Origin of the sequence: Nocardia salmonicida, assembly GCF_036142455.1 — a bacterium.
In the GTDB taxonomy this organism is placed as follows: Bacteria; Actinomycetota; Actinomycetes; order Mycobacteriales; family Mycobacteriaceae; genus Nocardia; species Nocardia salmonicida.
This window is the reverse complement of the sequence record NZ_CP108014.1, coordinates 6,357,944-6,382,205: the sequence shown is the minus strand read 5'-3', so window position 1 is coordinate 6,382,205 and position 24,262 is coordinate 6,357,944. Positions and strand designations below refer to the sequence as shown.

General features: G+C 65.4%; 22 protein-coding genes and 1 pseudogene. 10 read left to right on the top strand and 13 right to left on the bottom strand.

What is annotated here, in order from left to right; translation table 11 throughout:
- Positions 1-183 precede the first annotated feature (183 nt).
- The 8 genes and pseudogenes from OHS03_RS34800 to OHS03_RS29775 all read right to left on the bottom strand — a co-directional run.
- Positions 184-423: pseudogene (locus OHS03_RS34800) on the bottom strand (helix-turn-helix domain-containing protein); the annotation flags it as partial.
- 31 nt (positions 424-454) lie between these two features.
- On the bottom strand, positions 455-754 hold the full coding sequence (locus tag OHS03_RS29805) for a hypothetical protein (RefSeq protein WP_328658655.1): 300 nt from the start codon (positions 752-754) through the stop codon (positions 455-457).
- Positions 751-900: a hypothetical protein gene (locus OHS03_RS29800; protein WP_328658653.1), complete on the bottom strand. Its 150-nt coding sequence runs from the start codon at positions 898-900 to the stop codon at positions 751-753. The genes OHS03_RS29805 and OHS03_RS29800 overlap by 4 nt, the downstream gene beginning before the upstream one ends.
- Positions 900-1,115, bottom strand: a complete 216-nt coding sequence (locus OHS03_RS29795; protein ID WP_328658652.1) for a hypothetical protein — start codon at positions 1,113-1,115, stop codon at positions 900-902. The genes OHS03_RS29800 and OHS03_RS29795 overlap by 1 nt, the downstream gene beginning before the upstream one ends.
- Positions 1,112-1,321 carry a MerR family transcriptional regulator gene (locus tag OHS03_RS29790; RefSeq protein ID WP_194826262.1) on the bottom strand — a complete coding sequence of 70 codons (210 nt, stop codon included), beginning with the start codon at positions 1,319-1,321 and terminating at the stop codon, positions 1,112-1,114. Before OHS03_RS29790 ends, OHS03_RS29795 begins: the two co-directional genes overlap by 4 nt.
- A 173-nt stretch (positions 1,322-1,494) precedes the next feature.
- Positions 1,495-2,169 carry a GntR family transcriptional regulator gene (locus OHS03_RS29785; RefSeq protein WP_328658648.1) on the bottom strand — a complete coding sequence of 225 codons (675 nt, stop codon included), beginning with the start codon at positions 2,167-2,169 and terminating at the stop codon, positions 1,495-1,497.
- Between the two features lie 113 nt (positions 2,170-2,282).
- Positions 2,283-3,122 (bottom strand): class I SAM-dependent methyltransferase, encoded by an 840-nt coding sequence (locus tag OHS03_RS29780; RefSeq protein ID WP_328658646.1) that lies wholly within the window; start codon positions 3,120-3,122, stop codon positions 2,283-2,285.
- 368 nt (positions 3,123-3,490) lie between these two features.
- On the bottom strand, positions 3,491-4,405 hold the full coding sequence (locus OHS03_RS29775; RefSeq protein WP_328658645.1) for a DUF8370 family protein: 915 nt from the start codon (positions 4,403-4,405) through the stop codon (positions 3,491-3,493).
- Positions 4,406-6,318: 1,913 nt separating this feature from the next.
- On the opposite strand from OHS03_RS29775, the gene OHS03_RS29770 reads away from it, so the two are divergent.
- The 5 genes from OHS03_RS29770 (at position 6,319) to atzF (ending at position 14,907) form a co-directional block, all read left to right on the top strand.
- Positions 6,319-6,645: a trypco2 family protein gene (locus tag OHS03_RS29770; protein ID WP_328658643.1), complete on the top strand. Its 327-nt coding sequence runs from the start codon at positions 6,319-6,321 to the stop codon at positions 6,643-6,645.
- A 55-nt stretch (positions 6,646-6,700) separates the two neighbouring features.
- Complete coding sequence (locus OHS03_RS29765; protein WP_328658641.1) at positions 6,701-10,513, top strand: tetratricopeptide repeat protein; 3,813 nt, start codon at positions 6,701-6,703, stop codon at positions 10,511-10,513.
- Between the two features lie 818 nt (positions 10,514-11,331).
- Entirely contained in the window at positions 11,332-12,039 is a 708-nt protein-coding gene (locus OHS03_RS29760) for a hypothetical protein (protein ID WP_328658639.1), read from the top strand.
- Positions 12,040-12,478: 439 nt separating this feature from the next.
- Positions 12,479-13,183 carry a GntR family transcriptional regulator gene (locus tag OHS03_RS29755; protein ID WP_328658637.1) on the top strand — a complete coding sequence of 235 codons (705 nt, stop codon included), beginning with the start codon at positions 12,479-12,481 and terminating at the stop codon, positions 13,181-13,183.
- Between the two features lie 26 nt (positions 13,184-13,209).
- Entirely contained in the window at positions 13,210-14,907 is a 1,698-nt protein-coding gene (gene atzF, locus OHS03_RS29750; protein ID WP_328658636.1) for an allophanate hydrolase, read from the top strand.
- Here atzF and OHS03_RS29745 read toward each other — a convergent pair.
- Complete coding sequence (locus tag OHS03_RS29745; RefSeq protein WP_328658633.1) at positions 14,864-15,532, bottom strand: arsenate reductase ArsC; 669 nt, start codon at positions 15,530-15,532, stop codon at positions 14,864-14,866. The genes atzF and OHS03_RS29745 overlap by 44 nt on opposite strands.
- Before the next feature lie 726 nt (positions 15,533-16,258).
- Here OHS03_RS29745 and OHS03_RS29740 point away from each other — a divergent pair.
- Together OHS03_RS29740 and OHS03_RS29735 are read left to right on the top strand one after the other, a co-directional pair.
- Positions 16,259-17,497 (top strand): APC family permease, encoded by a 1,239-nt coding sequence (locus OHS03_RS29740; protein WP_328658631.1) that lies wholly within the window; start codon positions 16,259-16,261, stop codon positions 17,495-17,497.
- A gap of 75 nt (positions 17,498-17,572) precedes the next feature.
- Positions 17,573-18,925: a serine hydrolase domain-containing protein gene (locus tag OHS03_RS29735; protein ID WP_328658629.1), complete on the top strand. Its 1,353-nt coding sequence runs from the start codon at positions 17,573-17,575 to the stop codon at positions 18,923-18,925.
- On the opposite strand, the gene OHS03_RS29730 is transcribed toward OHS03_RS29735, so the two are convergent.
- Positions 18,915-19,325, bottom strand: coding sequence for a nuclear transport factor 2 family protein (locus tag OHS03_RS29730; protein ID WP_328658627.1), 411 nt, complete (start codon positions 19,323-19,325; stop codon positions 18,915-18,917). The two genes, OHS03_RS29735 and OHS03_RS29730, sit on opposite strands and share 11 nt — an antisense overlap.
- Before the next feature lie 90 nt (positions 19,326-19,415).
- Here OHS03_RS29730 and OHS03_RS29725 point away from each other — a divergent pair, with 90 nt between their 5' ends.
- Positions 19,416-19,967, top strand: a complete 552-nt coding sequence (locus OHS03_RS29725) for a TetR/AcrR family transcriptional regulator (RefSeq protein ID WP_328658625.1) — start codon at positions 19,416-19,418, stop codon at positions 19,965-19,967.
- 54 nt (positions 19,968-20,021) lie between these two features.
- On the opposite strand, the gene OHS03_RS29720 is transcribed toward OHS03_RS29725, so the two are convergent.
- The 3 genes from OHS03_RS29720 to OHS03_RS29710 all read right to left on the bottom strand — a co-directional run bounded on the left by OHS03_RS29720 (position 20,022) and on the right by OHS03_RS29710 (position 23,036).
- On the bottom strand, positions 20,022-21,056 hold the full coding sequence (locus tag OHS03_RS29720) for an aspartate-semialdehyde dehydrogenase (RefSeq protein WP_328658622.1): 1,035 nt from the start codon (positions 21,054-21,056) through the stop codon (positions 20,022-20,024).
- A gap of 3 nt (positions 21,057-21,059) precedes the next feature.
- A complete protein-coding gene (locus OHS03_RS29715) occupies positions 21,060-22,325 on the bottom strand; it encodes an aspartate kinase (protein ID WP_328658621.1) in 1,266 nt (421 codons plus the stop codon).
- 135 nt (positions 22,326-22,460) lie between these two features.
- Entirely contained in the window at positions 22,461-23,036 is a 576-nt protein-coding gene (locus OHS03_RS29710; RefSeq protein WP_062990159.1) for a dihydrofolate reductase family protein, read from the bottom strand.
- Positions 23,037-23,107: 71 nt separating this feature from the next.
- Between OHS03_RS29710 and OHS03_RS29705 the strand changes: the two genes are divergently transcribed.
- Both OHS03_RS29705 and OHS03_RS29700 read left to right on the top strand, forming a co-directional pair.
- The gene (locus OHS03_RS29705) at positions 23,108-23,680 is read left to right on the top strand and encodes a TetR/AcrR family transcriptional regulator (protein ID WP_328658619.1); all 573 of its coding nucleotides are present in this window, start codon (positions 23,108-23,110) and stop codon (positions 23,678-23,680) included.
- Positions 23,681-23,778: 98 nt separating this feature from the next.
- Positions 23,779-24,237 (top strand): SRPBCC family protein, encoded by a 459-nt coding sequence (locus tag OHS03_RS29700; RefSeq protein WP_056821960.1) that lies wholly within the window; start codon positions 23,779-23,781, stop codon positions 24,235-24,237.
- Positions 24,238-24,262 lie beyond the last annotated feature (25 nt).

Sequence of the window (24,262 nt, the reverse complement as noted above, 5' to 3'; positions counted from 1 at the left end):
CTGCTTGAGCTCGTGCACCTCGTTCGCCCGGACAAGGTCGGCGACCAGCGCGTAGACATGGTTGCGTTCCATCCCAAGGAACCAGCCCAGCGTGTCGACCTGCATGCCGTGCATCTGCGACATCGCGGCAAGCACGGCGGTCTTGCGACCGGTCGACAGTGGGCGGGCGGCACCGACCAGGACGTGGACGGTGCTCCGCGGCAACCCGACCCGTGCGCTGATCTCTGTCAGGCTCAGACCGCGGCTGTGTAGCGCACTGATTTCGCCGAGGGCGGCCACGACTCGTCGGGCTCGGACACCGAGCACTCGGGAGATGTCGCGGTAGGTCAGGCCCGAATCACGCAGTCCGGCAATGATTTCGTCGCGCGCTTCGACTTCCAGCGCAGCCCATCGGGCCGTTTTCTGCTTGTGGTCGATCTTCATGTTCGCTCCTTCCCTGCTTCGGAATGTCTGCTCACAGCCGCGAATTGACCGGGCACGGTTCGACTTGCGCGACGCGCACGTTCTCGTCGGCGGTGCGGCAGATGTTCAGCGAGGGCTGGTGGCTCTGCTGGTCGACCCAGGCGATCGAGCAACCGACCATTCCGATCAGCACACATACGGCCAGCACGATCAGTCGCAGCGCAGGCGGCAGGTGGTTGATCGGGGCGTAGACCGCGCCGACACCGACGAACTCGGGGCGAGTCATCGACTGACCGGCGCTGCGCCCTACCGCGTTGCGGTCCTCGCGCGGCGACCGGAACAGCCCGCTCACCGCCGGACTCCCGCACGCTTCGTCGCGCGCCAGAACCACACAGCACCGACGACCATCAGCACGAACCCGAATACGTCCGGCGCGGTCAGGACCATGTAGCCCACGGACAACAGCGCAACGGCGGTCAGAACTGTCCTGGCGCGCATCAGGCCGCCCTCCGCGCCAAGCGGCCCAGCAGCGCTGCGAGCTTGGCGTGAGCCTGGGCGGACATCGGAGGGGCCTGGTCGACGATTTCGTCGAGGTAGTCGGAGACGTCGGGCGCCGTGGTCACGGTCCGCGACTTCCGCTTGATCGGACGATCACTGCCATCCGCGCTTACCGCGCCGGCGATGCTCCGCTTGATTCGAACCGGCGCGCTCACTTCGCACCGCCCTCGATGAGCGGGCGTTTGAGCGCCAGAACCTCGTCGCGGTCGACCTTGATCAGCCGCGGGCCGACCAGGAATGCCTGCAGCAGGCCCGACTTGACCCACCGGCGAACGGTGGTCGGATGCACTCCGCCAGCGAGCACCCCAGCATCCCGAAGCCCGATCAGAACGGGTCCCTTCGAGCTATCCCCTGTGTTCATCTATGCAGCTCCTTCCACATATGCAGCTTGCGTATACACACGAGCGTATACGCAACTGCGTATACGCTCAAGCATTGCGTATACGCAAGGTGAAGTGAGCAGCAAAAAGCCCTGATCAGAAGACTGATCAGGGCTATTGACAGCGAGTCACGACGGCATGCGCCGACTCCGCATCACTCGCGGGGCAGAACCATCCGGAAAGAAAAAGTGCGGTACCGCCCAGGTATGTAGGAGACGTCAGACATCATGAGCAGCTTGTCGGCGGACGTCAGGAACCGCTGCTTGACCATCATGAGCGGCTCACCAGCAGGTATCCCGAGCCACTCTGTATGCAACTCGGGAGGCACGCGCTCGGACAGTTCCTCCTCAAGGATGTCCGCCGCCGGCGGCGACTGATTCGGCAGGTGGTACGTGTCCGATATGGAAATCGGCCGCCCATCCTCCGATGCGCGAACAAGCTCGTGCACCAGCACCGCCCCAACATCGAGGCCAAACTCGTCGGCGAGCGCCTCGCTGGCAGCAACCTCGGTGACCTTGCGGTCGATGACTACCTCGACATCTGCGGTCGTCTCATTTTCGTAGGTGGTCTCAGGACTTTCCGTCTGCCGCTCCGGAGAGACTCGGGTGCCATCCCTCTGCGCAAGAACCTGCGTCCCCCGCCTCTCGACAGTCGTCACGAGCCCCCATCGTCGCAGCTGGCCGATCGCCTGACGGGCAACAATCTCGGACACGCCGTGCTCGCGGGCGATCTCTGCATGGCTGGGGAGCCAAACGTTCGGCGGGATCGCGCCCTTCCGGATATCGGCGGCGTACTTGTTCGCGATCGCCACGTATTTCGGCTCTGGCATCGAGCACCCCTCTCGGTTAGAAGCCGCAAACGAAGAGCCTGCGTATACGCAGAAAATGTACGGCAATAAGTCCGACACACCAGCGGCGGCGTGCCGCCCGTGGCGTCACGCCGTCAGCGCAAGCTCCAGCTCTGGGCTACATCGTCGAGGTTCCACCAAGACACGAACGTTTCGTCACAAGTGTCGAGAATCCAATCAGCGGAGAGCTGATCAAAGAACTGATTCGAACCAGTCTTCCCACCCTTGGGCTCGCCGATGTAGATCACGCGATTGCCCCCGGCGGCGACATAGTCGTTCAACGTTTGCTCAGACATCGGGTCTTCCCATCCCGGAGGCCAGCACAAGAACAGCACCCGGTCGCCGAGGGCCTGTGATTCCCACCCCTCCGCAAGCTGTTCGAGCCCATCCACCTGGTGCCAGGTGGATCGCCGTCCTGGCGCGCCAGGGAAAGACGGGTTGGCAGTGAGCTGCGGCGGTTCCGAATCGAATGCCACAACGCTCAGCCCGTACGCCGCCAGCATTGCCGCCCAATAGCCTCGGCCCGCGCCGACCTCACAGAGCCCACGGCCACCTACGATCCGATCGATCCACTCCAGCGTGCCCGGCGACGGGACCGCATATGCGTAAGTCTCCTGGAGAACGGTCTGCGCGTACCCGAGTCGGCCGCTCCCCTTCTCAGCGTCCCCTGGAATCCGGCGCCGCCCATCCGGTCTGACGCCGACAAGCGGCTCGACAATCTCCCAGTACGGGTTCGCACTCTCGCCGCCTGCAAGGAAGTGGAGCATCCGAAGATCCAGCAGTCGGTCCTGCTCAGGATCCGCGCCGCCTGCCAAGCTGGCGGCGGTGTCGAGATACTCGGCAACCTTCGGATACTCGGTCTGCAGCCTCACCTCATCCGAGAGAAGCGTGGCCAGTTGGTCTCGGCGTTCTGGGGACAGCGTGAAGGCGGTCATCACATCATTGTGCCCGCTCAGGACTCGCAAGAACCCTCGAACATGTTGCAGTGTCGGCGAATTCGGGCGACACTGCGCGGACGTTCGCCGACGAGATAACGCGAATCGTCCGAGCCGTCTGGCGGGACCCTCTTCGCGCCGCTTGAGCAGCCGCAGATTATGAGATCAAACACTTTCAGCGTTGTACTGACCAGCAAAGTAGCTGCTGGTAGACGACCATTTTAGAAGAATCCATTGGTGGTCATGCACCGGCTGTGACGGAAAGAGGCCGCCCGCTATCGAGGGAAGGGCGAATCGAACGACTCACGCCTTGCCCCAATAGCGGGCGGCAGCGACCTGCTCACACCAGGGCGCCCCTTCCGTGCTTGTTACGCGGCAGTGCGGCGGTGCGGCGGCTCCCACTTCCCATCGACGTACGCCCGGAAGCGGGCGAAGAGATCGACATCTTCGTTCTCAAACGCACGCATAGTGACTGCGATGGTGGTGGACCGTCCGCGGGAAAGGCCCGGCTGCCGCCGAAGATCGTGCTTCGACGTCTTCAGGACCCGCCCATCCCGGAACACGGCCTGCTCCAACTGAGCCCAACTCAGGACCTCGGTGTCGAAAAACCGACCATGAGACATCATCAGGCTGTTCCCGGCCCAACCTTCCGGAACGAGCAGCAGAGGTCGGCCATCGGCAACCGGAAGCTCGACGAACTGATCGCGCCACCGCCGCTCACTCCCGTCCCATACGGGTCGCTGAACCGTTGTCATCCCTTCGGGGTGACGCCGGAACTCGGGGTACTTCGCGACCATCTCAGCGGTAAATGCAACGAGCGCAGCGAAGATGATGCGCGTGGTCAAGTCGCTGGTGATGTCGTTGCCGATCCCCTCGACGTAGACCGGCACTGCTTCCAACTCGCGGAAGATGCCGAACTCGAGCAAGGGCCGAATGTCAGGGCCAGTGAGCGAGTCCCAGATCGACGCACCGAGCAACTTCGCGCCACCATGCCCATTGATTCCTGCGACGGACATGCCGAGGCGGGTCTCGCGCGGCTCGTTGAAATGCTGGAGCAGATCACGACCGCGCCGGTGGTCAGCGGCGTTGGACGAGAGGACGCAGCGGGCCACCTCGGCCGTAAAGGTGTCCATCGCCTTGCGGGCGTCACTCGCGTGCGGCTCGGGCCCGCTCATCAACCGGATCCGGTGGGGGTCCACATAGAGGCGATTGTCGACGGTCAGTTCGACATCGATGAACGGCACATGCCCGAGGATTCCGTAGTGGCTGCTGATTGCTGCCATTTCAACTCCTTAACTCAGTAGGGCGCCGGACACGAACGGGGCGGGGTCGACGACCCACACGAACCCCGGTACGCTACTGAGTGACCCCTACCAAGAGTCACCTGATGCGGCGTCCGCGCCCAGCATTCGACGCCTGGTTCGCCGCGTTCCACCGCGGCGGTCCAGACATCATTCGGCTCCATGTGGATCATCCCCAGAAATCCCCGGGGATGTCCGCATGGAGCCGAACTAATCGTAGCAAGTCACCCCGACAGAATTGCGTCGCACAACTGTCGAACGCACTTTCGACACCGGAGCTGTGGCGTTCAGAACAACGGGCCCGATAGCTATTACGGGTAGATAACGCGACGCCTACAGCGCATCTCCCCTGCTCAGGGTTGAATTGGCTAGCACATAACCAGCAACACATAACCCCCCGGGGGTTTGTTTTGTGATGTCCACCACATTTCGGACGAGCAGCACACTTCCCTCGAGGAACACGAGTATGGTCCCCAAAATTGGGGTAATCTACTGGCCGGTAACCAGTTTCGCTCGTTCACTCGCCTCACCCGTGGGGGCACGGGGGCGTTCGGGCAAACCTGAGCAGCGGACGCCAGTTTCGCCAAAGCTGGACAAAGGATCAGTTCAGTAGCGGCTGACAAACCCGCCCGGCGAGAGCGCAAACGACCCATCAATGACATCAGGGCGCCACTAAAACGCGATTCAGGTAGTTCCCGAAATCAATTCGTCAGCGGGTGACGAAATTCTGCCGAGTATTCGCATGAACAGCCTTTTGCAACGGCACCATTTTCCGTGCCTGAGGCCACCACGTCCGATGACGGATCGCCGGCGCATGCCATGCACGGCGGGCACCTCGTTGGACTGATGCCGCCGATCGCTCCTCGTTGTGGATCAGCAGCGTGCAGAAACGCGTCCGGATCGGCGGGTACCACCGGTCGCCCACATGCCTTGCCTGCAGCGCGATGATCCAGTGTCCGCGTCTGCGCGGACTTCCCCGACTGAGGCGACCCCTTCGTTGTGGTCCTCTTTGCTGCGTTAGCAACCGCTCCGCGGCAACCCGCTGAACCAGACCCGCTACGCGCGTCCTGAACCCCGACGCTCACTCTGACGCAACCGCTCACCGACTACGTCGAGAACGCAACGGGCGCTATCCAACCCAGCCACGCTCCCAACTCTGTCCCTTCCTTGTGGTCCTCTCTTCCTCTCTTCTCTTCACTCTCACTCCTACTTCCCCTCCCCCTTCTTTGTTTTGTGTTGTTTTCCTCCCTCCCTGGGTGTCACTCTCTCAGCGAAGCGAGAGAGTGACACCCAGGGAGGGAGGAAGGCGGCGCAAAACACCCCAGCTCAGCTGGGGTATCGGGCGAGATCGTCCGGGACTTGTCCGGGACTCAGTAGGTCCCGGACAAGTCCCGGATAGATCCCAGACAAGTCCCGGACGAGTCCCGGACAGCATCAACGCTTTGGCCATGCAACCGCCCGCCGTCGGCTGCGGTTGCATGATTCAGCTTGGCACCCTCCAAACGTCGTCGCCCCAGCTCATGTCCGTGCGATCACATTCGTAGCGAAAGCCCGTAGCAGACGAGCAGATCGCTCACACATTGCTGGTCGGCCCAAACCTTCGGGTCATCTGGATCGAGGCCTGCATCGGTGAGTGCGTCGCGGTCGACAGAGTCCATTCCCATGCCCGGTTCGACGTAGCGACGCGACAGGCGGTTCCACCGGCGTTCTGACTGTCCGCCGTTTGACCTCAGCGCGGCAAAGAAGCCTAGGGTGAGCACCACTGTTGAGCCGATGGCCCTGATCTGTCGGTGAAACACGTTTTCGCGCGCAGGTTTTCGTGCTCGCCCTGCTGCGTTGAGGCAGGATGAGCGGGGCGTGTAGCAGTAGTGCTGCCGGTGGCGATAGGGGTGGTTATGGAGATCGAGTTGGCGGATGCAGTCGCCGCGTTGCGTGATGAGTTGCTCACGGCATCCGCTAGGGGTGCCGGAGCGGGTTTGCAGTTCGAGGTGGGGCCGATCGAGTTGTCGTTCGAGGTCGAGTTGCGCCGCGACGCGAAAGCCAAGGCCGGGTTCAAGGCGTGGGTGGTCACCGGCGACGTCGAAGCCGGGGCCGGGCACTCCCGCAAACAGCGCGTGACCTTGACCCTGACTCCGAAGAACCCTGGCGGTGGGGACGTCTTGGTCGGTAGCGATCAGGAACACCGTGGCCCCGCTGAGGACGACGAGCACTACGAGCCCTAACCCGTCCGGGTTCTCGGATCGGCGGGTTCGGTGGCGTGAGAAGGGATTCGGGCAGGTGCGGTGGAAGCAACTGGTCGGTGTGACCGGTACGGAGTCGGGATCGGGGTATTTGATCGCACCCCGGCTGGTCCTGACCTCGGCACACGTAGTCGGGACAAACCGCACCGAACTGACGGTGACGCAGCCGGGCCAGCGCGGCGTGTACACCGCGACGGTGCGCTGGTGTGGACGCGCGGGTGGTGTCAGTGACGCCGCGCTCGTCGAGATCGACGACCTGTCATGGGAACCACCGGCGGTGGGGCCGGTGATCTGGGGTCGCACGGTCACCCATCAGCCCGGAATCGCCTGCCGGACATGGGGGTTACCCGACTTCGCCCAGCGCGCGAACAAACCCACCGATACCGAGCAGCCGACCGGCACGCTTAACCCCGGCGACGGATACGTCGGGAACCACCACATCCTCCACCTCAACGAACACCCACCCACCGGGATTGTGCAGTCGCCGTGGAAAGGGATCTCCGGAGCCGCGGTCTATTGCGGGAATCTGCTGACCGGGGTGGTCGCCACCGATCCCGAGGGCCGCGATCACGCTGCCCTCGGAGTGGTCCCCGCCTATGTTCTGCTGGAACAGCCACTGTTCCGGGCGGTGGTCGAACAGCACTGCGGAGTAACCGGGTTGGACTGGGCGCCGGTCGAGTTGCAGGAGTTGGCCGATCATCAATCTCCCACCCGGGACACGACCCCGGCCCGGACGCCGGCAACGTTGCTGGCCGCGCGGCGGGCGGTGGTCGGGTTCCGTGGGCGTGAGGACCTGCTCACCGAACTCCGGGCGTGGGTTGAGGTGGCTGGGGTGGGTGCGTGGTTGGTCCAAGGTGCGGGTGGGCAGGGCAAAACCCGGTTGGCTCATCACCTCGGCACCGAACTGACCGCGCGGCGGTGGTCGGTGGTGTGGCTCGATCCCACCATCGACACCGCCCCAGGGTTGCAGGTTCTGGGGCAGGTCACGACGCCGTTGCTGGTGATCGTCGACTACGCCGAGGCCCGCGCGGCCCAGTTGGGGGTTTTGTTCACCGAACTCGCCGCTCACCTGGGAGATCGGCCGGTGAAGGTGTTGTTGTTGGCGCGGACCGTCGGGGAGTGGTGGACCCAGCTCACCGCCACCAGCGACGCGGTCGCCGACATCACCGCCTACACCCGTCACACCGGGCTGCTCCCACTCGATGCCGACCCTGCTGCTCGTCAGGTCACCTACCGCGACGCCGTGCACGCCTTCGCCGAAAAGCTGCCTGCGCTCGAGGACACCGACGAGACGGTCTGGGAACAGGCCGCGACCGCGGTGTCGGCGCGACCGTTTCGCGATCTCGGGGACAGTACGACGGTGCTCGGGGTGCAGATGAGTGCGCTCGCCGACCTTCTCGACACCCGACACCCGAACCCGCCTGCGGTGGCGGGGCAGCAGAGTCTCGAGGACCGGGTCCTCGACCACGAACACCGGTACTGGACTGCCACTGCCGGCCGCCACGGTCTCGACGGGCTGGGAATCGCCACGCTCAAAGATGTCCTGGCTGCCACGATCGTGCTCGGCACCACCACACGGAAAGGCCTCGACGAGGTGTTGCGGCGGGTGCCCGACCTCGCCGATCAACCGGGTCTGATCCACACCAAGGTTCGTGGTTGGTTGATGAGCCTGTATCCCGGCCCGGTTCCGGGCGCGTATTCCGGGTTGGTGCCCGACCGGCTCGCTGAGCAGTTGATCGGCAGGTTGATGCTCGACCCGACTCGCGACTGCGTCATCGAGAGCCTTGCCGCTACCACCGACGGTGGGGAAGCCGAGCAGTTGCTCACCGTGTGCTCGCGCGCGAACAGCCACTCCACCTTGACCGACACCGGCGCCCTGCTCACCCAGTGGTGTGTCGAGTATCCCACCCTGCATGTGGCTGCGGTCCGGGTCGCTACCCGTGTCGAGAACCCCGAACCGTTGATCACCGCACTCGACCGGATCACCACGACACCCGACATTCCACCCGAGACACTCGGCGCACTCCACGACGCCATCCCACACCAGACCCGGGTATTAGCCGACACCGCAGCAACTCTCACCCTGGCCCTCACCGGTCACTACCGCGAAACCGGCGACTACCCACTCCTCGCCTTGACCTTGAACAACCTCTCGGTCCGGTTAGGGGAGTTGGGGCGCAGGGAGGACGGGTTGACCGCGTCCGAGGAGGCGGTCTGGATCTACCAACGTCTGGCCGAACAGCATCCTGACGCTTACCTGCCCACCCTCGCCGCGAGCTTGAGCAACCTCGCGAACCGGTTGGGGGCGTTGGGGCGCAGGGAGGACGGGTTGACCGCGTCCGAGGAGGCGGTCCGGATCTACCAACGTCTGGCCGAACAGCATCCTGACGCCTACCTCCCCGGCCTCGCCTCGAGCCTGAACAACCTCGCGGTTGATTTGGGGGCGTTGGGACGCCGCGAGGACGGGCTGACCGCGATCGAGGAGGCGGTCCGGATCTACCAACGCCTGGCCGAACAGCATCCTGAGGCCTACCTCCCCGACCTCGCCGCGAGCCTGAACAACCTCTCGGTCCAGTTAGGGGCGTTGGGACGCCGCGAGGACGGGCTGACCGCGATCGAGGAGGCGGTCCGGATCCGTCGGCGTCTGGCCGAACAGCATCCTGACGCGTACCTCCCCGACCTCGCCTCGAGCCTGAACAACCTCTCGAACTGGTCGGGGGAGTCGGGACGCCACGAGCACGGGCTGACCGCGTCCGAGGAGGCGGTCCGGATCTACCAACGTCTGGCCGAACAGCATCCTGACGCCTACCTCCCCGACCTCGCCTTGAGCCTGAACAACCTCGCGGTTGATTTGGGGGCGTTGGGACGCCGCGAGGACGGGCTGACCGCGTCCGAGGAGGCGGTCCGGATCCGTCGGCGTCTGGCCGAACAGCATCCTGACGCCTACCTCCCCGACCTCGCCTCGAGCTTGACCAACCTCGGGGCCGATTTGGGGGCGTTGGGACACCGCGAGGACGGGCTGACCGCGTCCGAGGAGGCGGTCCGGATCCGTCGGCGTCTGGCCGAACAGCATCCTGACGCCTACCTCCCCGACCTCGCCTCGAGCCTGAACAACCTCGCGATCCGGTTGGGGGCGTTGGGACGCCACGAGGACGGGCTGACCGCGATCGAGGAGGCGGTCCGGATCCGTCGGCGTCTGGCCGAACAGCATCCTGACGCCTACCTGCCCACCCTCGCCTCGAGCTTGACCAACCTCGCGAACCGGTTGGGGGCGTTGGGACGCCGCGAGGACGGGCTGCCCGCGTCCGAGGAGGCGGTCCGGATCTACCAACGTCTGGCCGAACAGCATCCTGACGCCTACCTGCCCACCCTCGCCGCGAGCCTGAACAACCTCTCGATCGATTTGGGGGCGTCGGGACGCCGCGAGGACGGGCTGACCGCGATCGAGGAGGCGGTCCGGATCTACCAACGCCTGGCCGAACAGCATCCTGACGCCTACCTCCCCACCCTCGCCTCGAGCCTGAACAACCTCTCGATCGATTTGGGGGCGTCGGGACGCCACGAGCACGGGCTGACCGCGATCGAGGAGGCGGTCCGGATCCGTCGGCGTCTGGCCGAACAGCATCCTGACGCCTACCTCCCCGACCTCGCCTCGAGCTTGACCAACCTCGCGATCCGGTTGGGGGCGTTGGGACGCCGCGAGGACGGGCTGACCGCGATCGAGGAGGCGGTCCGGATCTACCAACGCCTGGCCGAACAGCATCCTGTGCTGTACAACGCCGATATGGAACGAACGCATAGGGTGGCCGACTGGTTGAGATCTGCTTCCTCGGGGGACGAGACGAGCTGAGCGATACTTTCATCGGCCGATCGAGAGCATCACCGGCAGGTCGCTGACGATGAGCCGCGCTACGGGGAAACAATCGGGCTCCCGAACACTCTCTCCGCTGACGCTGCCGTCTCGGCCAGTGTTCAATATATGGTCGTTTCCGAACACTGCCTGCTACTCGGCGATCCTTATGAGCAGAACCTCACCAACTGCGAACGGGGTCCTTGGCCTCGACCGCCCCAACACTGGTGTGGTTCGTGGCAATCTCGTGGGTGCGCAAGCCGCCTGTGGCCTGCACAATGAACTCCGCCCATGCGCATCCACCGTCACCCCGCAGTACCGCTCACTAGCCAGTTCTAGGTTGCCCTTCACATCGATAGATCGGCGCCGTTGTCGGAACATGCTTGATCTTGTAGATCGCGAGCATTTGGACGAGTGGGACTTCGCCGTACGCAATCTGTACGCAGCAACACCGAGGGCTCTCGGTTGTAGCCAACCTCGCCAGCACTGAAACCGCTGGTCAGCCAACATCCCCAACAGCTACCAAAATCGCCCTGAACTGGGATTTTACAGAACGCCATAGTTCGGGACGAAGAGGTCGCAGGTTCAAATCCTGTCACCCCGACGTGTTGGTTGAGACACAAAAGAACCCCTGACCTGGGACTCCTGGGTCAGGGGTTCTTTGCTATCCGCCCTCGACTGCCGGGTGGGTACGCAGCACGTTTCCGAGGGGTCTGTGTACGTATCGGGAGTGAGCGCCGCCGACCATCCCAGAAGTCGCGCCCTGCGTCGTGCCGCGCATATGACGTTCACGCCGCGGCCGGTCGTACGCTCGAATCATGACGCCAGAGCGCCGGGTGCGCCTCCGCCGTGAAGCGTGGGGATTCGCGATCGGATCTGTGTTCTTCGCCGTCGGAGCGGTGCCGTTCTACGCCGACGCCGTGGGCGCCGTCGTCACCAACACGACGTTCTTCGTCGGGGCGATCTTCTTCACGCTGGCGGCGTTCATCCAGCTGGCGCTCAGCGGTCGGCGCCCAGCTCGCCGAGGCTCCGATCGGGCGGTTCGGTCTGATTGGTGGGCAGCCGTGGTGCAGTTCGTCGGGACGCTCTTCTTCAACCTCAGCACGAGTGCGGCTCTCATCAGTGCCGTGAACGAGAACGCGCGCGTCGGATCGGGCTGGCGCCCGGACGCCCGGGGATCGGTCTGCTTCCTGGTGGCCAGTGCGCTCGCGGTCGTCGCGACGACCGAGCGGGACCGCTTGTGGGACCCGAAAGCGCGGACGTGGCGCTGTACCTGGCTGAACATGGTGGGATCGGTGTTCTTCGGGGTGTCCGCGGTCGGGGCGTACATTGTCCCGGCCACCTCCGATTTCGTCAGCCAGCTGTGGGCGAACCTCGGAACTTTCCTCGGCGCACTGTGCTTCTCAGCAGCGGCGCTGCTGAGCCGGCGCGACATCCCCGCGGGCCACGGGCCTGCCCCCAGCGTCTGGACCTGGACGAATTCCAGACTCTTCGGCCATGTACGTCGGCGAGGTCCTCGTCGGTGAAGATCCGCGAAGGAGCTCCCGCGTTGGTCGCAGGTTCAGATCCTGTCATCCCGACGTGCCGGCCGAGATGCGGAAGAGCCCCTGACCAGTTCACCGGCCAGGGGCTCTTCGCTCGCCTGTGGGGGCTTGCGGTCGAGGGGGTTCGGCCAGCAGATGGTGAGGGCCGTGAGGGAGAGCAAGCCGAGGATGAGGGCCAGAATGGTGGGGCACATGGGGGTCGCCCTTCCGGGGTGAGCGGAGGTGGGAGCGCGGCGGTGGGCTCGTGGTTCGAGTGTGGCCGTATCCATGACAAGTGGGGTTGCCTGCGTGTTCGGGGTTGGTTGAGAAGTTCTCCCCACGCCAGGCTCTGCGTGGTGAGGACGCTGGTGTGAGCAAGGGATAACCTGGCGCTTACTTTCTGTCACTTGATAGAAATTAGCGGTCGATAGCGTATACACCCATGTCGACAAGGGTGGATGCACCGGGCGATGGCTCGGGAAGGCCGTTGCGCGACGTCGTTTACACGACGTTGCGGGGGGAGTTGATGAACGGCGACATCCGGTTCGGGGAGCGACTCACCGAGCCGAAGCTGTCGACCAGATTCGGGATCTCCCGCACACCGGTTCGGGAGGCGCTCACGATGCTCTGCTCGGACGGGCTGTTGCAGCGGGAGGAGTTCGGGTTCAGTCCGGTGCGGCCGAGCGTGTCGCGAATTCGCGATCTCTACGAACTGCGGCTGACCCTGGAACTGGGCGGGATGACGCGGGTGCGGGTAGATCCGCGGATCACCCACGACACCGCGCTGCTGCGTGCCGAGCGGCAGAAATGGCTGACGCTGCAGGCCGACCCGCCCGCCCAGGAACCGGGTTTCGTCGTGGTCGACGAGGAGTTCCATGTCGCACTGCTGACCGCCGCGGGCAATGCCGAGATGGTGCGCGCCCTGGTGGCGGTGAACTCCCGGATCCGGCATGTGCGCATGTACGACTTCATGATCAACAACCGCATCGAGACCACGATCAGCGAGCACCTCGGCATCCTCGACGCCGTTCTCGCCGGTGACCTCACGCTCGCTCAGCAGCTCTTGCACACCCACATCGGCGATTCGCTGGATGTGGTGCTCGAGCGGATCTCGCGTGCCGTCGCCGCCATGTCTCTCAGCGAGTAGAGCCCGTAGGAATCAGAGGAGCGTCAATGTCTGTAACCCCGACCGCGCGGGTCGCCGCCGCCTACGCACGGATCGCCGAGGTGGATCGGCCGGAGGTCTGGATCACGCTGCGTTCGCAGGAGGATCTGACGACCGAAGCCGTCGACCTGGAACGCCGGGTCGCTTCGGGCGAGAAACTCCCGCTGGCGGGTCTGCTCCTCGCGGTGAAGGACAACGTCGATGTGGCGGGTTTGCCCACCACCGCCGCCTGCCCCGAATTCGCCTATGACGCGACCGAAAACGCCGCAGCTGTGCAGCGGCTGGTCGCGGCGGGCGCACTGGTCCTCGGCAAGACCAACCTCGACCAGTTCGCCACCGGCCTGGTCGGCACGCGCAGCCCCTACGGCGCCGTCCGCAACGCACTGCACCCCGCATTGATCTCGGGCGGTTCGAGTTCCGGCTCGGCGGCTGCTGTCGCGCTCGGCATCGCCGACCTCGCCATCGGCACCGATACGGCAGGCTCGGGCCGCGTGCCCGCCGCGCTGCACGGAATCGTCGGCATCAAGGCCACCCTCGGCGTGATCCCCACCCATGGCGTCGTCGCCGCCTGCGCCGACTACGACGCGGTCACCGTCTTCGCCGCCGAATTGGACCTGGCGGTCACCGCCACAAAGGCGATGGCGGGCAAGGATTCTCGAGACCCGCGCAGCCGCGAATGGCCTGCCGACATCCGTCTCTCGGCATCCGCCGAACCCGAGATCGCCATCCCCCGACCCGAAGACCTCGAACCGCTGAGCCCGGCCTACCGCACCGCCTTCACCGAAACCGTTGCCGCCCTGCGTGATCAGGGCCTGCGCGCTACCGAGATCGACATCTCGCCACTTCTGGACGCGGCCCGCCTGCTCTACGACGGCGCGATTGTCGCCGAGCGATACGCGGCGGTCGGCGAGTTCGTCGACAAGGGCGCTCCGGGTCTCGACGCTACCGTCGCCGGAATAATCAGCGCCGCAAAGGAACTCGACGCACACTCCTTCGCCCACGACCTGGACACCTTGGCCCGCGCACGCACCACCGCGACGACACTGCTAGCCGGCTTCGACGGCCTGCTGCTCCCCACCACCACCGAGCACCCTTCGATCGCCGAAGTCGAAGCCGACCCTCTCGCGATCAACCGCCGCCTCGGCACCTACACGAACTTCTGCAACCTGCTCGACCTCGCCGCCGTCGCGGTCCCCGGCAAACCCACCGCCGACGGTCTCCCGTTCGGCGTGACGGTCGTGGTTCCCGCCTTCGCCGACCAACTCGCCGTCGACCTCGCCGCCCGCATCACCGGCACCCCGGCGCCGCTTCTCGTGGAAACCGGTGTGCCCCTTGCTGTTTTCGGCGCCCACCTGCGCGGCCAACCCCTGCACTGGCAACTCGAACAGCTGGGCGCGCGCTTCGCGGGCGAGATCACGACCACCGACGCCTACCGCCTCACCGCCCTCGACACCACGCCGTCCAAACCCGGTCTGGTCCGCCACGGTGACGGACAGGGCGCACCGATCCTCGGCGAACTGTTCCTGGTATCCCCCGCGGGCCTCGGCCGATTCCTCGCCGAACTACCGCCACCGATGGCACTGACCAGCATCGAACTGTCGGATGGCCGCGCGGTGGTCGGTTTCGCCTGCAGCTACGACGCCGCCGTCGCAGCCACCGACATCACCCGGTTCGGGAGTTGGGTGGCGTATCTACGGGATCGGTGACGTCGATGCCGAGCTCGGCGAGCAGGCCCGTCACGCGATGACCGATGTCGTCGCGGATGGGCCGCACCAGCTCGACATCGAGCCCGGCCGGATCCTCGATGATCCACTCCTCGTAGCGCACCCCCGGCACCAGCGGACAGGTATCGCCGCAGCCCATCGTGACGATCACGTCGGCGGCGCGGATGATCTCATCGGTCCACGGCTTCGGATACTCACGCGAGATGTCGACGCCCACCTCCGCCATCACCGCCACCGCGGCCGGATTGAGCTGCCCGCCCGGCACCGACCCGCCCGACCAGGCCACCGCCCGCCCCAGCGCCAAATCTTCGAAGAAGCCGAGGGCCATCTGCGACCGGCCCGCGTTGTGCGTACACAGGAACAGCACCGTGGGGCGCGGCCGGGCCACCTTGCCTTCGATCTTGGCCAGCGCCTGCAACCGTTGCCGCCCGAATCGCTCGGCCAGCAGCGGCAAGTACATCGTCACCGTCGCGCGAGCGGCGAAGTTCTCATAGGACGTATGCAGGAAACGATGGATCGTCTGCAGATCGAACATCGTCGCGAATTCTTCGCGGAGCCGCGCCTCGGCACGGTCGAGCGCGTCGGAGTGCTCGGCAATATCGACCACCCCCCAACACTTACCCGAATTCGAGCCATACGCAAACGCCCGGGCCGATCAACCCCTCGACCGACCGGCCCGGCACGCGTACTCGCCGACACAACGTGGAACATCTTCGGCCCAGCCCGTCGGTGTGGTTACCGTCGGCAGTGCGTCTTCAGCGTCTGGAAGAGCCACCTTCTGGTCTGCACCGCCGGGTCCGACCGATCACCCCTCGAGACCGATCGGACCCGGTTGTTCCGGTGTCTGAAGCAACAATGCGGTGTCGGTCTCTAGAGCTTCTTAAGAACAACTTGTCGGCGAAGGCGGGTTTTCGGCGATGATGGATGGACCGACGCAAGGAGATCGACTATGGAAACCGCGATCGTCTGGTTGCTGGCATGCCTTCTGTACTGGTTCAGCAACTTCTGACCCCTGTCATCGACCACTGGAGCCCGGAACCAAGCCCGCGCCCGCCTATGAGATGAGGCGTAGCGCGGGTCACATCGAGCCGCCGGAATAGTTCACCGGCAGCCGCGGTTGGACACACTGTCGACGTCCGAACAGCCCCGGGCCTCACCCCTTTGTCGCTACGAGCGACCACCCGCCGAGAGGCGCTTGTGGGGCGTCGACACCCTGACGGGCCGTCCTCGAGGTGGCCCATCGACTCGAACGCCGCCAGGTCACCCTCATCGACCTGGCGGCGTTTGTCGTCTCCGGGTCGCGGGCCCCGCACCCATGCTCGAGGATGGGTCTATGACTTCGGATGGGCAGTTGCGGCGGGGGCTGGGCTTGCGGGATTCGGTGGTCGTGGGGTTGGGGGCGATGGTGGGGGCCGGGGTTTTCGCGGCGTTGGGGCCCGCGGCGGGGGTGGGCGGGTCTTGGTTGTTGGTGGCCTTGGGGGTGGCCGCGGTGATCGCCTATTGCAATGCGATGTCGTCGGCGCGGCTGGCTGCGTTGTATCCGGTGTCCGGGGGGACGTATGTGTACGGGCGGGAGCGGCTCGGGGCGTTCTGGGGGTATGTGGCGGGGTGGGGGTTCGTGGTGGGGAAGACCGCGTCGTGTGCGGCGATGGCATTGACGGTGGGGAGCTACGCGTGGCCGGGGCAGGCGCACGCGGTGGCGGTGGGGGCCGTGGTGGTGGTGACGGGGATCAACTACGTGGGGGTGCAGAAGTCGGCATCGGCTTCGCGGGTGATCGTGGCGGTGGTGTTGACCGTGCTGCTGGCGGTCGTCGTGGTGGGCGTGGGCGGGAATCATTCGGGGGCAGCGGTGCTCGACAAGGAGATCGGGCCGTACGGGGTGTTGCAGGCGGCGGGGCTGTTGTTCTTCGCCTTCGCGGGGTATGCGCGGATCGCCACGCTCGGCGAAGAGGTGCGTGAGCCGGAGCGGACGATTCCGCGGGCGATCATGCTCGCGTTGGCGGTGGCCCTGGCGGTGTACGCACTGGTGGCGGTGGCCGCGTTGCTGACGCTGGGGTCGGGCGGGCTTGCGGCGGCGCGTGATCCGCTCGCGCGGGTCGTCGAGGCGGCGGGGGCGGGCTGGCTCACGCCGGTGGTGCGGATCGGTGCGGTACTGGCGGCGGCGGGTTCGCTGATGGCGTTGATCCTCGGGGTTTCGCGGACCTCGCTGGCAATGGCGCGTGACGGCCATCTGCCCCAGAGCCTGGCCCGGATCCATCCGAAGTACGCCGTCCCGCATCGAGCCGAGCTGGCGATAGGTGTGGTGGTGGCGGTGCTCGCGGCGACGGTGGATCTGCGGGCGGCGATCGGGTTCTCGTCGTTCGCGGTGCTCGCGTACTACCTGATCGCCAATCTGTCGGCGGCCACCCTGACCGCCGCGGAGGGAAGGCCGCAGCGGTGGGTACCGGTGCTCGGCGCGGTGGGATGTGTGGTGCTCGGGTTCGCGTTGCCGATCGGGTCGGTGCTGGCGGGGCTCGGGGTGCTCGCGATCGGTGCGGGGGTGTACGGGATCCGCCGCGTTGCCAGGAGGTGAACATGCCTGTGATCAGTGGGTTCGGCGGCCACGCTATACGGGTTACGGTGCGCGGCAAGGGCTACTCTCGGCCGCATGCGGCCCATCACGAGCGTTTTCGCAGGAACGATCGCTACGGTGCTGGCCTCGGCGAGCCTATTCGCCGTCCCGGCCCACGCCGCGCCGAGCACAACCTGTGGGGTGACGTCGGCTCGCGAGCTGGAACGCGCCCAACCCGAACAGGTCGGGCTCGATTCGGCGAAACTCGAAGCGGCACTGCAGTTCGCCGCCACTCGCAACCGCCTCAACGTCCAGATCTTCCGGCACAACTGCCTCGTCGGTGAAGGGCTGCGCAACGACGAGACCGGCAATACGCCGTGGAACATCTGGAGCGTCACCAAATCGGTGGTGTCGATGCTGGCCGGAATCGCTTCCGACGAAGGCAAAATCGATATCGCCGCCCCTATCGATCGCTATCTGCCGCCCGGCCTCGGCGATGCGGTGCACCGGTCGATCACCGTCGAGAACCTGCTCACCGAATCCTCGGGCATGCAGGTCGGAGTGCTGTCGGAGGGCGTCACCGCGGTGATCCCGATCGACCCGCACTCGGCGGTGCAGGCGCTGTCGGTGCAGTTGACCAACCCGCCCGGCACCACGTTCAGCTACAGCCAGCGCAATGTGGACCTGCTGTCCTACGTGATCGAACTGGCCGTCGGCGAACCGCTGCAGCAGTTCGCGCAGCGCGAATTGTTCGACCCGCTCGGCATTCCGCGCAGCGACTACTACTGGGCCAGTGACCGATCCGGCCACACCTACGGCTACGCCCATCTCATGCTGCCGCCCAACGACCTGTCCAAGATCGGACTGCTCGTCTCCAACGACGGCCGCTGGGGGGCCGACCGCGTGGTCTCCTCGGACTATCTGCGCAAAGCCCGCACACCGTCGAAGGCGAACAGCTGCTACGGCTATCTGTTCTGGCTCGGCGCCGATTGCAGCGAATCCCCCGACTTCATGCCCCCGGACAGCTATTTCATGTCCGGGCTCGGCCTGCAGAACGTCTTCTTCCTGCCGAGCCTCGACCTGACGGTGATGTGGACCGGCCCCTTCGGCAACCAGACCGCCTACGGCCCGAGCGGCATCCTCGCCCACGCCGAAGAACTGCCCCACGAATTCTTCCGCCGCCTGTTCGCCGCCTTCACCGACACACAGGCGCCGGTCGCCGAACCCTATGTGGAGCCCCCGCTCGAGTTCGACGCGGCCAAACTCATCGACGCCAACATCCTGCTGGCCGTCTTCGGCATCGGCCCCGGCGCCTACCCCGGCTGCACCGTCTTCAACTGCCTCAACCAACCGCTGGCCGCCCCCTTCGCCAGCATCCCACCGGGCTGCGCCATCCTGGCGTGCGTCGGCAACGACCCGCGCACCCCGGGGATCCGAACTATCCGTTGAGCGCGGCCGCCTGGAAACGGGCCGAGTCTATGTAGTCGCGGAACAGCACCACCTCGCCGTCGCGCACCTGGATCACGTTGACCGACGACCGGACCCTGGTGCGTTCCGCGCCCGGCCGAGTTACCTCCACCTCGTTTTCGACAACAACGATCTCAGGATCGTCGGTGGCGTAGATCCGAGGGTGGATGGCGTGCAACCGGACGGCCGACGTCGCGGTCCAGCGCTGTTCGAGGGCTGCGTGAATCGCCGCCCTGCCCTCGATGCGGGTCGGTACGCCGGGCGGGGCGAACGGCATCTCGAAGGCGGCGTCGGTGGCGAATCCGGCGGTGAAAGCCGCCGCATCGCGGCTGGGCAGCACGGCCAGTAGCCGTTCGACGAGTTGGACCGGGCTCTCGGGCATCAGGCACCTCACCGATAAGCGGAACGATTACCCCGGTTACTATCCGGAACATTCGCCCCGTTTGTCAAGACCTCGCCTAGACTGAGACCCGTGTCCGACGACCCACGCCCACTGCGCGCCGACGCCCGCCGCAATCGGGAGCTCGTGCTGAGCGCGGCGCAGGAAGCCTTTGCCAGCGAGGGCATTTCGGTTCCCCTCGACGAGATCGCCCGGCGGGCCGGTGTCGGCGCCGGCACGGTCTATCGGCATTTCCCGAGCAAAGAAGCGCTCTTCACAGCCGCGATCATCGATCGCGTCGAACGCGCGGTGGCGTACGCCCGCGAACTCACCACCGCCGACGACGCAGGTGTCGCTTTCTTCGAATTCCTCGCCTTCCTGGCGCGCGAGAACGGTGTGAAACGCGACCTCGCCGATGCCGTCGGATCGGATCGACTCGCCGCCCTCGGCGCGTCGGCGGATCTGTCCGGGGCGATCGGCACATTGCTCGCGCGGGCACAGCGCACCGGCGCGATCCGACCCGACATCGACGTCGACGACCTGATGCTCATCCTGAAAGCAGGGTTCAACGCCACCCGCGATGCGGACGACCGCAGACGCCGACTCGCCTTCTCGGTGATACTCGACGGCCTGCGCCGGACGTGAAACGCAGCAGACCGGGCCACCTGGAGTGGTGACCCGGTCCGATCGCGTGCTCGGTCAGCGGTTCTCGAGCAGAACTTCCGCGATCTGAATCGTGTTGAGGGCAGCGCCCTTTCGCAGGTTGTCACCCGAGATGAACAGCGCCAGACCGCGACCGCTCGGCACGCCCGGATCCTGGCGGATGCGGCCGACGAGCGAGTCGTCCTGGCCCGCGGCAGCCAGCGGGGTTGGCACGTCGACCAGACGCACGCCCGCCGCCTTGGCCAGCAGTTCCTGAGCCTGCTGCACCGAAATCGGTTCGGCGAATTCGGCATTGATCGACAGCGAGTGCCCGGTGAAGACCGGAACGCGCACGCAGGTGCCGCTCACCAGCAGGTCGGGCAGGCCGAGGATCTTGCGGCTCTCGTTGCGCAGCTTCTGGTCTTCGTCGGTCTCGAAGGAGCCGTCGTCGACCAGGGCGCCGGCCAGCGGGATCACGTTGAAACCGATCGGCGCGACGTACTTGTTCGGCGCGGGGAACTCCACGGCCGAACCGTCGTGCACCAGCTTCTCCGCATCGGCGGCCACCGCGCGGATCTGCGAGGCGAGCTCCTCCACACCGGCCAGCCCGCTACCCGAAACTGCCTGGTAGCTCGACACGATCAGGCGCTGCAAACCGGCCACATCGTGCAGCGGCTTGAGCACCGGCATCGCGGCCATGGTGGTGCAGTTCGGGTTGGCGATGATGCCCTTTGGCAGGTTGCGAGTGGCCTCGGGGTTGACCTCCGACACCACCAGCGGCACATCGGGGTCCTTACGCCAGGCCGAGGAATTGTCGATCACGGTGACGCCTGCCGCGGCGAAGCGCGGGGCCTGCACACGCGACATGGTGGCGCCTGCCGAGAACAGCGCGATGTCCAGACCCGAGGGATCAGCGGTCTCGGTGTCCTCGACGATGATCTCGCCGCCGCGCCACGGCAGCGTCTTGCCCGCGGACCGAGCGGAGGCGAAGAACCGCACCTCGTCGGCCGGGAAGTTGCGCTCTTCGAGCAGCTTGCGCATGACGGTGCCGACCTGACCGGTCGCACCGACAACACCTACACGTACACCCATTGCCTAACGCCCCGTTCCGCCGTGGACGACAGCGGCCTCTTCGCCGCCGAGATCGAATGCCTTGTGCAACACCTGCACCGCTTCATCCAGTTCGGTGTCGCGCACCAGCACCGAGATCCGGATCTCCGAGGTGGAGATCAGGTCGATGTTGACGCCCGCGTTGGCCAGCGCCTCACAGAAGGTGGCGGTGACGCCCGGGTGCGACTTCATCCCGGCGCCGACCAGGGAAACCTTGCCGATGTGATCGTCGGAGAGGATCTCGGCGAAGCCGATCTCGGCCTGACGCTCGGTGAGCTTCTGCACCGCGCGGACCAGGTCGGTCTTGGGGCAGGTGAAGGTGATGTCGGTCTTGCCCGTGTCGACCTTGGAGATGTTCTGCAGCACCATGTCGATGTTGATCTCGGCGTCGGCCACCGCGCGGAACACCTTGGCCGCGTAGCCCGGCTCGTCCGGTAGGGCGACGACGGTCACCTTGGCTTCGCTGCGGTCGTGCGCGACGCCGGTCAGGATTGCCTGCTCCACGGGAATGTCCTCCATCGATCCGAAAACAGTGGTGCCGATCTTGTCGGTGTAGGACGACCGAACATGAACGGGAACGTTGTAGCGGCGCGCGTACTCCACGCAGCGCAGCATGAGCACCTTCGAGCCGCAGGCCGCCATCTCGAGCATCTCCTCGTAGGAGATGTTGTCGAGCTTCTGGGCGTCGGCCACGATGCGCGGGTCGGCGGAGAAGATACCGTCGACGTCGGTGTAGATCTCGCAGACGTCGGCTTTCAACGCCGCGGCCAGCGCGACGGCGGTGGTGTCGGAACCGCCGCGGCCCAGCGTGGTGACGTCCTTGCTGTCCTGGCTCACGCCCTGGAAGCCGGCCACCAGCACGATCTGGCCCTCGGCGAGCGCCTCCTGTAGACGGCCGGGGGTCACGTCGATGATCTTGGCGTTGCCGTGCGCGCCGGTGGTGATCACGCCTGCCTGCGAACCGGTGAACGAGCGAGCCTCGGCGCCGAGAGTGTGAATAGCCATGGCCACCAAGGCATTCGAGATGCGCTCGCCCGAGGTGAGTAGCATGTCCATCTCGCGAGCAGGCGGCGACGGGGCCACCTGCTCCGCGAGATCGAGCAACTCATCGGTCGTGTCGCCCATGGCAGAGCACACGACAACCACGTCGTGCCCCTGCTTCTTGGTCTCCACGATCCGTTCAGCGACGCGCCGGATCCGCTCGGCGGTAGCCACCGAGGATCCTCCGTACTTCTGAACTACGAGAGCCACAGCAGGTCCTTCACGATCGAGTGTCAGATTGGTATCAGCGACCAAGAGTACCGGGCCCCGGCCACCGGTTTTGCTGCTACCTGCCCTGCCTGTGGAAAACGACACAGGCTTGTCACCTGTGGATAACCGCCGGATTCAGCTCCGATCGAACCAGGTGACCTGCGCGCCGCTGTCGAATTCCTTGCGTCGGGTCGGAGCGAAAAGTGTCGGTTTGAAGACGCCGGTGAAGGCGGGAATGCCCTCGCCAGCGATGACCGGGTAGGTCTTGACTATCAGCTGATCGATCTCGTCGAGGAGCTGCCCCGCGAGCTTCCCGCCGCCGCACAGCCAGATGTCGAGACCTTCCTGCTGCTTGAGCTCGCGCACCAGCTCGACCGGATCGCCGTCGACGATCTCGATGTTGGGGGCGTCGACCGGGCCGAGCGAGGAGGAGAAGACGTACTGCTTCATGTGGACGAAAGGGCTGAGGATGCCCGCGTCGTAGGCGGCCGCGTAAGTGCCGCGACCCATGAGCATGGTGTCCCAGTTCTTGTTCGGCGTATCGACGTCGATGCCGAAATGCGGGCGGAGGTGGACCGGGATCGCTTCGGGAAATTCGCCGTTGAGCCAGCCCGAGTATTCCGGCGGGGTCGGGTAGAACTCGAATTCACCGCCGGGACCTGCGATGTAGCCGTCGAGGGAGACGCCGATGTAATAGACAAGCTTTCGCATGGTTACCGCCTTAGTTGTTGTACTATGATTGAAGTGGTTTCAAGGTAGTACTACAGATGGAGTGGTGTCAAGTGCGTACCAACCCCGAACGACGACAAGCTCTCCTCGACGCGGCCATCGAGGTCCTCGCCGACGAAGGCGCCCGCGGCCTCACTTTCCGCGCGGTGGACAAACAGGCGGCGGTCCCCGCGGGCACGGCGTCGAACTACTTCGCCAATCGTGACGAGCTCCTGACGCAGGCCGGGGTGCGCTTCTACGAGGTGGTGCAGCCGAGCGAGGAGACGATGGCACTGGTCAGCGATGGACCGAAGGACATCGACAACATCACCACGCTGATGAAAGAGGTGGTCGGACGCATCGAATCGCATCGCAAGGCCTATCTCGCGCTGCTGGAACTCCGCCTCGAGGCCACCCGGCGTCCCGAGCTCCGCACGGTGCTCACCGAACGCGTCCGCGCCGACATCGATTTCAACGTGCGCAACCATCTGGCATCCGGCATGCCAGGCGACGCGGAGTCGGTACTACTGCTCTACCTGTCGCTGAACTGGCTCATCGTCGAACACCTCACGCTGCCCGGAATCTTCACCGAGCAACAGAGCATGGCGCTGATCGAAACGGCCGTCGAGCGTGTGATACGCACCTGACCCGGTCATTTGTCCAGACCATAGACGTGTTGACGATCACTAGTACGACTGTGCACAATCGGGCGCGAAAGCTGCGGGGGTTCGGAGGATAGACACAGATGCGCTCGAAGATCGACATCCGATTCACCGTTGACGCCGAGATCGACCAAGTGATGGACGCACTACTGGCCGTTGACCTGATGTCGGAATGGTCGACCTCGCTCAGTGATGTCCGGGTGGGCCCGCGCGATGCCGACGGCAGGCCGCGCCGGGTCTTCGCCACCGCCCACTTCATGGGAAACTCCGACGCCCAGGTGCTCGAGTACACCTGGGAGCAGTACCGGTCGTCGTGGCAGGTGGTCGACAGCAGTCGCGGTTCCAAGGGCGGGGGCTGGATCGAGCTGCTCGAGACTCCCGAGGGCACCGAGGTCGACTACCACGTGGAGCTCTCACTTCCGCTGCCCATTCCGGGCATCCTGTTCAACCGCACACTGCGCAAGCTGCACGACGAGACGGTCGCGAACTTCATCGACTTCGCCGAGCGATATCCCGAGATCGGGGGCTACGTGGCCGGCTGATTGCGCCGTCTGCGAAACCATCGTC

Coding starts and splice junctions, on each gene's coding strand:
- OHS03_RS29800 (WP_328658653.1), bottom strand. CDS start 900: ATGCGCGCCAGGACAGTTCTGACCGCCGTTGCGCTGTTGTCCGTGGGC.
- OHS03_RS29790 (WP_194826262.1), bottom strand. CDS start 1,321: ATGAACACAGGGGATAGCTCGAAGGGACCCGTTCTGATCGGGCTTCGG.
- OHS03_RS29785 (WP_328658648.1), bottom strand. CDS start 2,169: ATGCCAGAGCCGAAATACGTGGCGATCGCGAACAAGTACGCCGCCGAT.
- OHS03_RS29780 (WP_328658646.1), bottom strand. CDS start 3,122: ATGACCGCCTTCACGCTGTCCCCAGAACGCCGAGACCAACTGGCCACG.
- OHS03_RS29775 (WP_328658645.1), bottom strand. CDS start 4,405: ATGGCAGCAATCAGCAGCCACTACGGAATCCTCGGGCATGTGCCGTTC.
- OHS03_RS29770 (WP_328658643.1), top strand. CDS start 6,319: ATGGAGATCGAGTTGGCGGATGCAGTCGCCGCGTTGCGTGATGAGTTG.
- OHS03_RS29760 (WP_328658639.1), top strand. CDS start 11,332: ATGACGCCAGAGCGCCGGGTGCGCCTCCGCCGTGAAGCGTGGGGATTC.
- OHS03_RS29755 (WP_328658637.1), top strand. CDS start 12,479: ATGTCGACAAGGGTGGATGCACCGGGCGATGGCTCGGGAAGGCCGTTG.
- atzF (WP_328658636.1), top strand. CDS start 13,210: ATGTCTGTAACCCCGACCGCGCGGGTCGCCGCCGCCTACGCACGGATC.
- OHS03_RS29740 (WP_328658631.1), top strand. CDS start 16,259: ATGACTTCGGATGGGCAGTTGCGGCGGGGGCTGGGCTTGCGGGATTCG.
- OHS03_RS29735 (WP_328658629.1), top strand. CDS start 17,573: ATGCGGCCCATCACGAGCGTTTTCGCAGGAACGATCGCTACGGTGCTG.
- OHS03_RS29730 (WP_328658627.1), bottom strand. CDS start 19,325: ATGCCCGAGAGCCCGGTCCAACTCGTCGAACGGCTACTGGCCGTGCTG.
- OHS03_RS29720 (WP_328658622.1), bottom strand. CDS start 21,056: ATGGGTGTACGTGTAGGTGTTGTCGGTGCGACCGGTCAGGTCGGCACC.
- OHS03_RS29710 (WP_062990159.1), bottom strand. CDS start 23,036: ATGCGAAAGCTTGTCTATTACATCGGCGTCTCCCTCGACGGCTACATC.
- OHS03_RS29700 (WP_056821960.1), top strand. CDS start 23,779: ATGCGCTCGAAGATCGACATCCGATTCACCGTTGACGCCGAGATCGAC.